This is a genomic window from Amycolatopsis sp. cmx-11-12 (assembly GCF_046269425.1).
Classification (GTDB): Bacteria; Actinomycetota; Actinomycetes; order Mycobacteriales; family Pseudonocardiaceae; genus Amycolatopsis.
The window spans coordinates 1-12,640 of sequence record NZ_JADNQM010000080.1 but is presented as its reverse complement, the minus strand read 5'-3'; the positions used below and the strand labels follow the sequence as shown (position 1 = coordinate 12,640).

Sequence of the window (12,640 nt, the reverse complement as noted above, 5' to 3'; positions counted from 1 at the left end):
CAGACCACAGTGGACACACCGGATGCGACGGCCGGCACCCCACCCCGCCCACCAACCGGACACATGATCAACAACCGCCATCAAGATCAACCCACAACCACACCGGTGGATCCAGGCTCAACGTCCCAATTCCTTCATGGACGGCCACTGAATCGTTGCTCCTGACCTGACGTGTCGCGAAAGCCACTTTCGGGACGTCAGATGTCGCGAAAGTGGCTTTCGCGACACGTGCTAGGCGGCTGGGGTGCACGGTACGCCGAGCAGCGTGACACAACACCGGAATCTGAGCACGAACTTAAGTCGCGAACTAACGAATCGCCACACTAGGCGCAAGCATGGGGGCCTTCATGTACTTGGACAGGGTCTGTAGTGCCGAGTAGGCACCCAGGGCGTCTCGTTCCCGTTTTGCTCGACGAGACGCAGGAATGAAGGCCCTCATGTGCTTGAGCCCAGGTTCTGTAACTGTCATCTCGGCGTCAAATCACTCTTCAGTGGTAAACGTACCGTTTCATTATTGCTTAAAATTACGAACACATGTTCGACAGGAATGCGGTATTATGGTGGCGTGTCCGAGACGATCCTTCCCGAGTTGCCGCAGGAATTGTGGCGCGCTGGCAAGCTGGAGCTTGCCCATGGCGTGCAGCAGTTCCTGCAGGTGATGCGGATCGCGTCCGCCGGATTGGGGCAGTACTTGGCGGAGATCGAGTCCCGTGGCGCGAAAGACTTGTACGGTTATGGGACAACGGTTTCGTGGTTCGCCGATATCGCCGGGTTGTCTATTGGTGAGGCGCGGCCGTATGTGAATCGCGCGATCGACCTGAACCCGACGCGTGCTCTCGATGGCACCGAGATCCCGGCGTTCGCGCCCGCCACTGGCGCTGCGGCGGCGGACGGTGCGATCGGCGAGGAACGGATCAAACAGATCCTGGAGATCCTGCGGCAGATCCCCGGCGAGGTGGCGGCAGAGGATCGGGAGCACGCGGAGAAAACCCTCGCCGACTTGGCCCGGAAGGCGGGTCCTCGGCAGGTGTCGGATCTCGGAGAGCAACTGCTGGGATGGCTCGACCCGGACGGCAACGAGCCGAAGGATCCCGAACCGGCCCAGCCTCGCCGTGAACTGACCCTGCAACGCCGCAAAGACGGCTTCTGGACACTGAAAGGCCTCCTCGACGACGAGTCAGGAGCCAGGACCGCCGCAGCACTCGAGGCCTACGCCAAACCCCGCCCGGTCGATGAGTTCGGCCAGGCCGACCTACGCACCAAAGCCGAACGTCAGGGTGACGCGTGGGTCGACCTCGTGGATCTCGCGGTCGCCTGTCCGGACCAGCCTGGAACCAACGGCTACCGGACCTTGGTGCACGTCACCATCGGTCTCGAAGAACTTAAGACCGGGCTGGGGGCCGCCTGCCTCGATTTCGTCGGCACGATGACCGCCCGCGAGGCACGGATGGCGGCCTGCGATTGCTTGATGCTGCCGGTAGTGCTCAATGCCGCCGGGGAGCCTCTGGACGTGGGACGGCTGAGGCGGTTCGTCACCCCAGGGCAACGACGAGCCTTGAACATCCGGGACCGGGGGTGTGCCTTCCCCGGCTGTCATCGGCGGCCGAAGAACTGCCACGCTCACCATATTCATCACTGGGCAGATGGCGGACCGACCGATCTGCGGAACCTCGTGCTGGTCTGTTCTTTCCATCACCGGTTGATTCATCATGGTGATTGGCAAGTCCGCATGGCGGCCGACGGGTTGCCGGAGTTCATCCCGCCCCAGTATCTGGATCCGTTGCGAAGAACCCGGCGCAACACCCTGATCTGACCCGAGGAGCCCGCCAGCCACACCGGCGACGGGCCCCTCGGTATGCCCAAAGGCGGGCTGTGTGGAAACAGAGAAACTCAACGCCCCATTTCCACACATCCCCCACTCCGGAGAACTCAACGAAACAGACGCGACCTTCGCCTGAAGTACATGAAGGCCCTTACTTGCACTAGACGCCAGGGTCCCGGCAAAGTCAGGGTCTTGCAGATCAGGCGGCTATTCGTCACCGTGAGCGCACCGGTTGCGGACCCCTGACGGAGGAGGATTTCGGACGTTCAACGTCCGAAATCCTCCCCACTCGACCCTTTCGGGCACTAGCGATATCAAGCCCGGATTACCAAGAGCAGCGCTGCGACTTTGCCAGGGCCCTGACTCTGAAGATAGGAAAGGAGGCTTTCATGTACTGGGGAGGGCTGTTCCGGGGCGGTGAGCGGACCGCCTGGTCCGTAACCCTCCCAGCGTTCCTGACCCGAGGGTTACTCGCTCACCGTCCGGAAATACAGGAACCGTGGCTTCGTCCGCAGGTTCGCGTACCAGCGCGGGTCGGACTCGGCGATCGACTCCTCCGGCATCGGCTCCACCAGCCTGTCGACGGCGAACCCGGCGTCCCGCACGGCACCGAACGTCCAGCTCAGCGGCCGCCGGTAGAACCGCACCTTCTGTCCCTGCGGGAATTCGTCCTCCAGCAGTTCCAGCTGGAAGTAGTTCCGCTTCTCGAACCAGCGCCAGTCCTCGCCGGGATGGTGCACGGAAAACACCAGCAGCCCGCCCGGCTTCAGCACCCGCCGGAACTCCGCCAGCGCCGGCCCCCACTCCTTCAGGTAGTGCAGCACCAGCGACGCCGTGATGACGTCGATGGAACCGTCCTCCAGGAACGTCAGCGGCCGCGTGACATCGACCGTCTCGAACTTCGCGACGTCCCCGAACTTCTCCCGCGCGACGGCGACCATGCCCGCACTCGCGTCGACGCCGAGGACGTCCGCGCCCTTCGCGGCGAGCAGCGCGCTGAGGTGTCCCGCCGCGCAGCCGACGTCCAGTACCCGCTTGCCCCTCACGTCGCCGGCCAGTTCGACGATGGCGGGGCGGTCGTAGTGGGCGTTGGTGCTGCTGGTTTCGGCATGCGCGGCGTAGAGCCGGGCGAAACCGTCGTATTGGGCGGCGCGTGCTCGTTCGATGATCTCGTCGATCACCTGGGTCTTGGCGTCGGCGTAGTGCTGGATGTACTTCCAGGTGCGCGCGGCCAGTTCGCGTTTCTTGGCCTCGTAGAGCTTCAGTTCGTCCTCGTGCGCGATCAGCCGGTCGCGAAAGAGGCGATAGCGTTCGGTCTGGCCGTTGTCCGGCGAGTAGACGTGCAGGTTGATATTGGTGTCCGGGCCCTTGAAGCTCCGGTGCTTCTCCCACTCGGGCTCGCGGATGACGAGCTTGTAGCCCTCCGCTTCCAACTGCGGCACGTACGCGCTCTCGTCGTTCGAATCCGCGACGATGAGCATGATGTCGATGATCGGTTTCGCACAGAGCCCGGGCACCGACGTGGAGCCGACGTGCTCCAGCACCAGCGCGCGCTCCCCCAGGATCCCCCTGATGCGCTTGGCTTCCCGCTCGAACAGTTCGGGCCACTCCGGGTCGTATTCGGCCAGGGTGACAGTGGAATTCAGTACCGGAGCCTGATCGACCCACGCGTTGTTGATGTCGTCTTCGGTGTAGTCGTCTCGATCGGGTTTAGGCATTGACCCCTTGTTCCTTCCTCAAGGCAGTCCGCCAGATTATCGAACCCGAACGATCTTGTCAGCTGATCGGCAGGGAAAGGATCCCGCCGGTCGCTTCCCGAAGAGCGTCCCGCATCGCCGCGCGCGGCGCGGGCTGCCCAGTGAAGTACTCGGACTGGCCGAAAGCCTGGTGCAGCAACATGTCCAGCCCGGTCGCCAGCCGCCCACCCTGCTCGGCGACGGCTTCGGCGAGCGCGGTCGGCCAGGGGTGATAGATGACGTCGAGGACGCAGCCGACGCCTGCCAGCTCCGCCAGATGCGGTCGGACGGCGTCCGGGGGCACGGTGTTCACCAGCACCGCCGAGTCCGCCGCGATCTTCCCGAAGTCGGCGTCGGACCAGCGAAGAACCTCGACGTCCAGCCCCGCCCGCTTCGCCGCGGCGACCGTTTCCGTGGCCCGCGCCGGATCCCGCACGACGAGCCGCACCGTACGCACACCGAGCGCGGCAAGTCCGACGACCGCCGCAGCGGCCGTGCCGCCCGCGCCGAGAACCACGGCCGCGTCGTCCTCGCCGGGCGAGTAGCCACCGGCGATCCGCAGTGCCTCGGTGACACCGTCGACGTCGGTGCAGTCGGCGAGCCAGCCGCTTTCCCGGCGTACCAGCGTGTTCGCCGCGCCGACCGCCGCCGCGCGCGGCGTGACCTCGTCGGCGTGCTCCAGCGCGGCCCGTTTCCCGGGCATGGTCACCGACAGCCCGGTCCACTCCGGACCGAGCCCCCGAACGAACGCCGACAGTCCGGGGCCGTCCATCTCGACCCGCTCGTAGGTCCAGCCGTCCAGGCCCAGCGCGCGGAACGCGGCGCCGTGCAGCACGGGCGAGAGCGAGTGTTCGACCGGTTTCCCGAGGATCGCGGCCTTGCGGTCAGTAGACACCACGTTTTTGCGCGTCCAACCTGTTCTTGTTGTGCTCGTCGTTCGTCACCGCGAAGCAGGAGAGCCCGTTCTTCTCGCACTTGACGAAGAAGATCCACTCCCCCGCGACCGGCTTCAGCGCGGCTTGGATCGCTTCCGCGCTGGGCACCGAGATCGGCGTCGGGGTCAGGCCGAGTGACTTGTAAGTGTTGTACGCCCCCGCCTTGTCCCGTTCCTCGGGTTTGGTCAGCAGGGTCGGCCGATCGAGGATGTAGTTGACCGTCGAGTCCATCTCGAGCCGCATCTTCTCGTCGAGCCGGTTGTAGATGACCCGCGAGATCTTCCCGAAGTCGGCCTTCACCGCCTCGCGTTCGATGATCGACGCGATGATGAGTGTCTCGTAGGGCGTCTTGCCCTCGCCCTTGCTCTGATCGCTCAGCCCGGCGTCGAGGATGCGCTTCGCCGAAGCCTTCACGACGTCGGTGAGCAGCTCTTCGGCCGTCCAGCCGGGTTTGACGTTGAAGATGCCCGGGGCGATGAGGCCTTCGAGCCGCCGGTCCTTGTGCTCGGCCTTCGTGGCGGACTCGACCGCCCACGACGGGACGCCCAGCTTCGCCAGATCCGCGGTCTCGATCGTCTTCCGCAGTTCCTCGACCGGGATACAGGTGCTCTTGCCGTTCAGATCCGCGCAGGATGCCTTGGACAGCAACGTGTACACGCCGGGCGTCACCTTGCCGTCTGGCTGGGTGATGTCGTGGAACTGGGTGTACGGCCGGATCTCGACCTGGCCGACCTTCGAAGCGGCCGCCGTCATCTTCTCGACCGCGCTGGCGCCGGACATCTTCGTCTTCATGACGTAGTAGCCCTGCTGGAGCCGCGAGACGGCGGTGTTGTCCTCGCCCGCCTTCACGAACGCCTTGCCGCTGGCGACCACCCCGGCCGCTTGCAGCCGGTTGCCGATCGCCGACGTCGAGTCGCCCTTCTCCACCTGGACGAGGACGTCGCTTTCGCCGGTGCCTTCGTAGTCGTCGTAGCCGAAGATCTCGGTGAAGCCGTAGTAAGCGCCACCGGCGAGCAGGACGAGCACGGTCAGCGCGGCGATCCAGCCCACCGCGCGCTTCTTCTTGCGCTTCTTGGGCGGCGGCCCCTGACGTTCCGGGCGCTCGTCCTCGATGCGTTCCGGCTCGGCGCGATCGTCGTCTTCGAAGTCGTCGTAATCCTCGTAGTCGTCGTACTCGTCATAGTCGTCGTACGCGTCTTCGCCGAAGATCTCGTCGTATTCCTCTTCGCTGCCCTGAGGCGGCGGAGGAGCCGCGCCGGGGCGCCGGGCCATCGGCGCATCCTGGATCGCGGGGATGATGTCGGTCGGCCGCTCGTCCGGCAGCGGGCCTTCGTCCTCGCGGCGCCTGCGGCGACCGGGGCGCGGGGGCTCGTCCTGGGCGTAGGCGGGCATGCCAAGACTCCGGTCACCCGGCTGGGGGGACCGCCGTGGCGGCACGGGAGGAGGCGGCGGCGCGGCGGGAGGCAACGGTGCCACCGGTTCCGGGGCCCGCCTCGGAACCGGACGCTGCGCGCGGGGCGGCTGAGGCGGGGGTTCTTCGGGAGCGGCCCTGCGACGACGCGGCGCCGGCGGAGGAACCTCGTCGGGCTCCTGCCGGACGTGCCGCCGACGGGCGACGGGCTCCACCGGCGGTTGCGGTTCGGGACGGCGGCGAGGCGGCGCCGGGGGCCGGCTGGCCTCCTCGGGCTCCTCCCGCAACCTTCGTCTACCGCCCTGACGGCGTTCGGGCCGGCCGTGGGGCTCGGTCATGTATCGCCCTTCCGTGCGCGATGTGCCGCTACCGCGTCGATCCAGGCTTGCAGGATCTCGACCGCGGCCGCCTGATCGACGACGGCACGTTGCTTACGTCCCTTCACCCCACGCTGCGACAGCATCCTGGATGCCGTCACCGTGGTCAACCGCTCGTCGGCCAGCCGCACCGGCACCGGCGCGATCCGGGCGGCGACCTTGTCGGCGTAGTCCAACGCCGCTTCGGCCGCCGGGCCGTGACGGTCTTTGAGCGTCCTCGGCAAGCCGACGACGACTTCGACCACGTCGTGTTCTGTGACGAGTTCGACGAGCTGGTCGACGTCTTTGTCGCCTGCCGCGTCGCGAGTGAGGGTAACGAGCGGGCTGGCGAGGATGGGATCGGGATCGCTCAGTGCGATCCCGACCCGGACGGATCCGACATCCACGCCAAGCCGCCTGCCGCGCCCCGGATCGGACTCCCCAGGCCGATCCGGGCGCCGCTGAAGGGCGTCGTCAGCCAACTTGGGCGACCGCCGCGCGCAGTGAGGCGATGGCCTGCTCGGCACCGGCCGGGTTGGTGCCACCGCCCTGGGCCATGTCCGGTTTGCCGCCGCCACGACCGCCGATCGCCTCGGCGAACGACGGGACGAGCTTGCCCGCCGCGATGCCCTTCTCCTGGGCCGCCTTGGTGGTCGCGACGACGAAGGCGACCTTCTCGCCCTGCGGCGCGAACAGCGCGACGATGCCGGGGCGGGCGCCGAGCCTGCCGCGGATGTCCGAAGCCAGCGCGCGCAGACCGTTCGAGTCGACGCCCTCGCCGAGCTTCTCCGCGACGACCGCGATCCCGCCGATGTCCTCGGCCTTGTCCGCGAGCGAGCCCGCCGAACCGAGCACCTGCTGGGTGCGCAGCTGCTCGATCTCCTTCTCCGCGTTCTTGAGCCGCGTGAGCACGTCGTCGATCCTCGACGGCAGCTGCTCCGACGGCACCTTGAAGGTGCTCGCGAGCTGCGAGACGAGCAGCTGCTCCTTGCGGACGTACTTGAGCGCGTCGGTGCCGACCAGCGCCTCGACACGGTGCACGCCGGAACCGATGGACGAGTCGCCCACCAGCTTCACGAGGCCGAGCTGGCCGATGCGGTCGACGTGGGTGCCACCGCAGAGTTCGCGGGAGTACTCGCCCATGTCGACGACGCGGACGTCGTTGCCGTACTTCTCGCCGAACAGCGCGACCGCGCCCAGTTCGAGGGCCTTGTCCTTCGTGGTGACGAAGGTGTTCACCTCGACGTTGGTCTGGAGGTAGTCGTTGACCTCCTCCTCGACCTCGGTCAGCACGTCGGCCGAAACCCCGCCCGAGGTGGTGAAGTCGAAGCGCATCCGGCCCGGCGAGTTGAGCGAACCGGCCTGCGCCGCGCGCTTGCCGTACGCGCCGCGCACGGCCGCGTGGACCAGGTGCGTCGCGGAGTGGGACCGCTCGATCGACAGACGGCGGTGCTGGTCGACCGAACCGGTCAGCGCGCTGCCGATGCCGACCTCGCCGTCGAGCACCTCGACGCGGTGCACGAACAGGCCCGGCACGATCTTCTGCACGTCGTGGACCTTGAGCTCGACGCCGTCGCCGAGCAGCACGCCGGTGTCGGCGACCTGGCCACCGCTCTCGGCGTAGAACGGCGTGCGGTCCAGGACCAGCTCCGCCTTCTTGCCCGCGCCGACGCTGCGGACGGGAACGCCGTCTTCCAGCAGCGCGACGACCTTCGCGTCGGCCTGCAGGTCGCGGTAGCCGAGGAACTCGGTCTCGCCGTGCTGTTCCAGGACCTTGCGGTACTCGGACAGGTCGCCGTGGCCGGTCTTGCGCGACGCCGCGTCGGCCTTCGCGCGCTGCCGCTGCTCGTTCATGAGCGTGCGGAAGCCCTCTTCGTCGACCGTCAGGCCCTGCTCGGACGCCATCTCGAGGGTGAGGTCGATCGGGAAGCCGTAGGTGTCGTGCAGCTGGAACGCCTTGTCGCCGGCCAGCAGCGAGCCACCAGAGCGCTTGGTCTCCTCGGCCGCCATATCGAAGATGCGCGAACCGCTGGTCAGCGTGGAGAGGAAGGCCTCCTCCTCCACGCGCACGACGTCCTCGATGCGGTCGAAACCGGAGACCAGCTCGGGGTAGGTCGGGCCCATGGTGTCGCGGACGACCGCGGCGAAGGCGGGCAGCACCGGCTCGTGCACGCCGAGCAGGCGCGCGGAGCGGATGATGCGGCGCAGCAGGCGGCGCAGCACGTAACCGCGGCCGTCGTTGCCCGGGGTGACGCCGTCGCCGATGAGCAGCACGCCGGTGCGCGCGTGGTCGGCGATGACGCGGAAGCGGACGTCGTCGGTGTGGTCGGAACCGTAGCGGCGGCCGGAGAACTCCTCGGCGCGGCCGATCACCGGGCGGACGAGGTCGGTCTCGTAGACGTTCTCGACGCCTTGCAGGATCGTCGCGACGCGCTCGACGCCCATGCCGGTGTCGATGTTCTTCTTCGGCAGCTCGCCGATCGGCTTGTGACCGTGCTTCGGGCTCTTCTCGCCCCGCACGTCCTGCATGAAGACGAGGTTCCAGATCTCGATGTAGCGGTCCTCGTCGGCGATCGGGCCGCCCTCGCGGCCGTAGTCCGGGCCGCGGTCGTAGTAGATCTCCGAGCACGGGCCGCCGGGACCGGGCACGCCCATGTCCCAGTAGTTGTCCTTGCCGTCACGGGCCTGGATGCGCTCGCCGGGCAGCCCGGTGAGCTTCTTCCACAGGCCCGCCGCCTCGGAGTCGTCCTCGTAGACGGTCGCCCAGATGCGTGCCGGGTCGAGGCCGTAGCCACCTTCACTCTGGGGCTTGGTGATCAGCTCCCAGGCCGCCTCGATGGCGCCTTCCTTGAAGTAGTCGCCGAAGGAGAAGTTCCCGGCCATCTGGAAGAACGTGTTGTGCCGGGTGGTCTTGCCGACCTCGTCGATGTCCGGGGTGCGGACGCATTTCTGGACGCTGGTCGCGCGCGGGTACGGCGGCGGGGCCTCGCCGAGGAAGTACGGCTTGAACTGGACCATGCCGGCGTTGACGAACAGCAGGTTCGGGTCGTCGAGGATCAGGGGCGCGCTGGGGACGCGCGTATGGCCCTTGTTCTCGAAATGGCTCAGAAAACGCTGGGTGATTTCGTGTGTTTCCACGGGTTCGTCCTTGTATACGGGCTCGCGCGAAAGCGCTGGAATGCGGACAGGCTGGAACGGCGGAGGGCTGGGTCTCTTCCGGTCGCGGACGCGACCGAATCAGCCCTCCGCCCGGCGAGCTCGCCGGGCCGGGCGCCGCGGCTGTGCCGCGTGCCTGCCCGCAGGGCCTTCGGAGGCCGTGCTCAAGCCGGATCGTTCGGACACCATGTCGTGCAGCTCCTGTTCCCGTTCGCTCATCCCGGCGCGGACCTCCGCGCCGAAAGAACCGACGGCGCCCGCGAGTTCCCGCACGGCGTCGCCCAGGTTCGAGGCTAGCCCCGCGGGTGTGGCCTGGCGAGCGGTTTCGGTGGCTTTGCGTGACAGGGCGACTCCGGCGACCACGCCGACGCCGAGCCAGAACAGGCGCTTCACTTGCGGCCTCGCTTCGCCGGGCGCGCGGCCTTCGCTTCCGCCTTCTTGCGACGGGCCTTGATGGCCTTGCTCAGGCCGTAGGACAGCGCGGCCGTCTTCACCAGCGGTCCACCGAGCGTCGCGGTGAACACCGACGTCAGCGCGGACACGTTGCCACTGACCGCCTGCGCGTTGGCCGTGATGCCGTCGACCCGCTCCAGCTGCGTGTTGACGTGCGTGATCGTCTCGTTCGCGCCGATCAGCAACGGGTCGGTGTTCTCGTGCGCCTTGCGGATCGCGATCGTGGCCTCGTCCAGGGTCCGGCCGAGCTTGAACAGCACGATCGCCAGCAGCACGACGAGTACGACGAATGCTCCTGCGGCGATCAGCGCGGCGATCTGCCCTGCCGACACGGGCCCTCCTCAAGGGTCTGCGGTCTTGGTGCCCGTGAGGTTACCGCCCCGCCAGCCGTTCGGCGGTGTCACCCCGCCGGACGGTCACTCAGCGCAGCGAGCCGGGACGGCGAGCGTGGCGAACGCTGTTCGCCTTGAGGACGACCTGTTCGGTTCTTGTGCCGTTCACGTTGCTCGGCAAAGGTCGCGCGCATGCCTGAACTGTCACGCCGCACACTGCTCGGCGCCACCGGCGCCGCGGCCGCCACCACTCTCCTGCCCCCGTCGGTGCACGCCGCGATGGCCGAACCCATGCGGCGCGGCGGACTCGACGCCATCGAGCACGTCATCGTGCTCATGCAGGAGAACCGGTCGTTCGACCACTACTACGGCAGCCTGCGCGGCGTCCGGGGCTTCTCCGACACCCATCCGCTGGAACTGCCGTCGGGGAAGTCGGTGTTCGAGCAGCCGAACCCGGCGGGTGGCACGGTGCTGCCGTTCTCGCTGCGCAAGGCGGCCGAACTCGCCGGCCGGAAAGCGGACGACATCCAGTACCTCGGCGACCTCGACCACAGCTGGAACGGCAGCGGCAAGGCGTGGGCGCGCGGCTGGAACAACGGCTGGATCGCGGCGAAGACGCCCGCCACGATGACGTACTACGAGCGTCGCGACATCGCGCTGCAATACGAACTCGCGGACACCTTCACCATCTGCGACGCCTACCACTGCTCGATCTTCGGCTCGACCAACCCGAACCGGAACTTCCTGTGGTCCGGGACCACGGGCTTCGAACCGGGCAGCACGACGAACCGCGCGGTCACGAACGCGGCGTACTCCTACGACCACAAGGGCTACGACTGGACGACGTACCCCGAGCGCCTCGAAGCCGCCGGGGTGCCGTGGCAGATCTACCAGGAGTGGGACAACTTCACCGACAACGCGGTCGAGTACTTCGTGCCGTTCAAGAAGGTCGGCACGAAGATCCTGGCCTCGGTCGAGGAGAAGTTCCGTACCACTGAAGAGTTCTACGACAATCTGCTGAAGAAGACTCCCGAGGAGCGCGCGAAGCTGCTGAAGCAGTTCGACGCCGGTGTCGCCACGCTGACGCCGGCCGAGCGCGCCCTGTTCAAGAAGGCGATGTACCGCAGCGAGCCGGAGACGCTGGTGACCCGGCTGAAGGCGGACATCCAGGCGCGCCGCCTGCCCGCGGTGTCGTGGCTGGTGCCGTCGGCGGTGGACTCGGAGCACCCAGGCGCGTCCACCCCGGTCGGCAGCGCGAACTTGATCTACCGCGTGCTCGACGCCATCGCGTCCGACCGCGAAACCTGGTCCAAGACAGTGCTGCTGATCAACTTCGACGAGAACGACGGCTACTTCGACCACGTCCCGCCGCCGATGCCGCCGGGGAACGCGGCCAACGACGCCGACCACTTCAACGGCCAGCCGCTCGGTTTCGGCCCGCGCGTGCCGATGACGGTCGTCTCGCCGTGGTCGATCGGCGGCAACGTCGACTCCACCGTGTACGACCACACGTCGGTCCTGCGGTTCCTGGAGCGCTGGACCGGGATCGCCGAGCCGAACATCAGCAAGTGGCGGCGGACCGTCGCGGGCGACCTCACCGGCGCCTTCGACTTCTCGCGCGCCGGCCGCCAGCCGCGGGTGACCAAGCCGGGCCAGGTGCCCGCGCCGATCAGCCGCTGGCGTCCGTCCGCGCCGTCGGAGCAGGCCCTGCCCGTGGCCGAGCCCGGGAGCCGTCCGGCGCGTCCGCTGCCGTACCAGGTGTCGGTGTCGGGCGTCGTGAAGTCCGGTTCGCTCGCGCTGTCGCTGGCGAACAGCGGCTCGTCGTCGGCGCATTTCGCGTTGTACCCGTACAAGGGCGAATTTCCCGAGCCCGCGCACCGCGATGTCCGCGGCGAGGCCTCGGAAAACGTGAAGCTGGCCGGTGACGACTACCGCGTGGTCGTCCAGGGGCCGAACCGGTCGTGGTGGGAACTGCGCGGGAACCGCAAGGGCGCGGCGGCGGGTGTCGATGTCCGGACGCGGTTCCTGACTTGGCGTTCAGGCGTCGAGTTCAAACTGTCCAATTCGGGTTCTTCGGCGCTGACGCTGCGGCTGTCGTCGTCGCGGCTCACTCGGGTGGTGCGGGTCGGCGCCGGGCGTTCGGTCACTGTGGACTGGCCGGTTTCGAACGGCTGGTACGACGTGAAGGTCACGGCCGATGGGGACCCGTCGTTCCTGCGGACGCTGACGGCGCGGGTGGAGAACGGGCGGACCGGCGTCTCCTGCTGACGCCTCGCAATTAGTCACCTACTTGCGATGCGTGCATGGAGCTTGCGCGTGAAGGCCCCCTTCCCCTTGGGTTCTAGTGGTGGTTGCAACACCTGACTTGTTCAGGGGTTGTGTTGTTCGAGATCCGTCAGACGCGGTTGCCTCAGGGGCCGCGGAAGCTGCTCGCCGAGC

9 protein-coding genes are annotated in these 12,640 nt (G+C 67.6%); 2 read left to right on the top strand and 7 right to left on the bottom strand.

Annotated elements, in window-relative coordinates; all coding sequences use genetic code 11:
• Positions 1-565: 565 nt before the first annotated feature.
• The gene (locus tag ACLARN_RS43805) at positions 566-1,813 is read left to right on the top strand and encodes a DUF222 domain-containing protein (protein ID WP_409497407.1); all 1,248 of its coding nucleotides are present in this window, start codon (positions 566-568) and stop codon (positions 1,811-1,813) included.
• 476 nt (positions 1,814-2,289) lie between these two features.
• On the opposite strand, the gene ACLARN_RS43800 is transcribed toward ACLARN_RS43805, so the two are convergent.
• The 7 genes from ACLARN_RS43800 to ACLARN_RS43770 all read right to left on the bottom strand — a co-directional run bounded on the left by ACLARN_RS43800 (position 2,290) and on the right by ACLARN_RS43770 (position 10,201).
• Positions 2,290-3,540 carry a GrpB family protein gene (locus ACLARN_RS43800; protein WP_409497406.1) on the bottom strand — a complete coding sequence of 417 codons (1,251 nt, stop codon included), beginning with the start codon at positions 3,538-3,540 and terminating at the stop codon, positions 2,290-2,292.
• 58 nt (positions 3,541-3,598) lie between these two features.
• Positions 3,599-4,456, bottom strand: coding sequence for a shikimate dehydrogenase (locus ACLARN_RS43795; protein WP_409497405.1), 858 nt, complete (start codon positions 4,454-4,456; stop codon positions 3,599-3,601).
• Positions 4,443-5,885 carry an endolytic transglycosylase MltG gene (gene mltG, locus ACLARN_RS43790; protein ID WP_409497404.1) on the bottom strand — a complete coding sequence of 481 codons (1,443 nt, stop codon included), beginning with the start codon at positions 5,883-5,885 and terminating at the stop codon, positions 4,443-4,445. The genes ACLARN_RS43795 and mltG overlap by 14 nt, the downstream gene beginning before the upstream one ends.
• A gap of 353 nt (positions 5,886-6,238) precedes the next feature.
• Entirely contained in the window at positions 6,239-6,667 is a 429-nt protein-coding gene (ruvX, locus tag ACLARN_RS43785) for a Holliday junction resolvase RuvX (protein ID WP_409497403.1), read from the bottom strand.
• Positions 6,668-6,734: 67 nt separating this feature from the next.
• Positions 6,735-9,398: an alanine--tRNA ligase gene (gene alaS / locus ACLARN_RS43780; RefSeq protein WP_409497402.1), complete on the bottom strand. Its 2,664-nt coding sequence runs from the start codon at positions 9,396-9,398 to the stop codon at positions 6,735-6,737.
• Positions 9,399-9,497: 99 nt separating this feature from the next.
• A complete protein-coding gene (locus ACLARN_RS43775) occupies positions 9,498-9,809 on the bottom strand; it encodes a hypothetical protein (RefSeq protein WP_409497401.1) in 312 nt (103 codons plus the stop codon).
• The gene (locus tag ACLARN_RS43770) at positions 9,806-10,201 is read right to left on the bottom strand and encodes a DUF948 domain-containing protein (RefSeq protein WP_101606704.1); all 396 of its coding nucleotides are present in this window, start codon (positions 10,199-10,201) and stop codon (positions 9,806-9,808) included. The genes ACLARN_RS43775 and ACLARN_RS43770 overlap by 4 nt, the downstream gene beginning before the upstream one ends.
• 192 nt (positions 10,202-10,393) lie before the next feature.
• Here ACLARN_RS43770 and ACLARN_RS43765 point away from each other — a divergent pair, with 192 nt between their 5' ends.
• Positions 10,394-12,469 carry a phosphocholine-specific phospholipase C gene (locus ACLARN_RS43765; RefSeq protein WP_409497400.1) on the top strand — a complete coding sequence of 692 codons (2,076 nt, stop codon included), beginning with the start codon at positions 10,394-10,396 and terminating at the stop codon, positions 12,467-12,469.
• Positions 12,470-12,640: the final 171 nt, after the last annotated feature.

What these genes read in the sequence shown, in the direction of transcription:
- ACLARN_RS43800 (WP_409497406.1), bottom strand. Translation starts at nt 3,540, where the DNA reads ATGCCTAAACCCGATCGAGACGACTACACCGAAGACGACATCAACAAC.
- mltG (WP_409497404.1), bottom strand. Translation starts at nt 5,885, where the DNA reads ATGCCCGCCTACGCCCAGGACGAGCCCCCGCGCCCCGGTCGCCGCAGG.
- ACLARN_RS43765 (WP_409497400.1), top strand. Translation starts at nt 10,394, where the DNA reads ATGCCTGAACTGTCACGCCGCACACTGCTCGGCGCCACCGGCGCCGCG.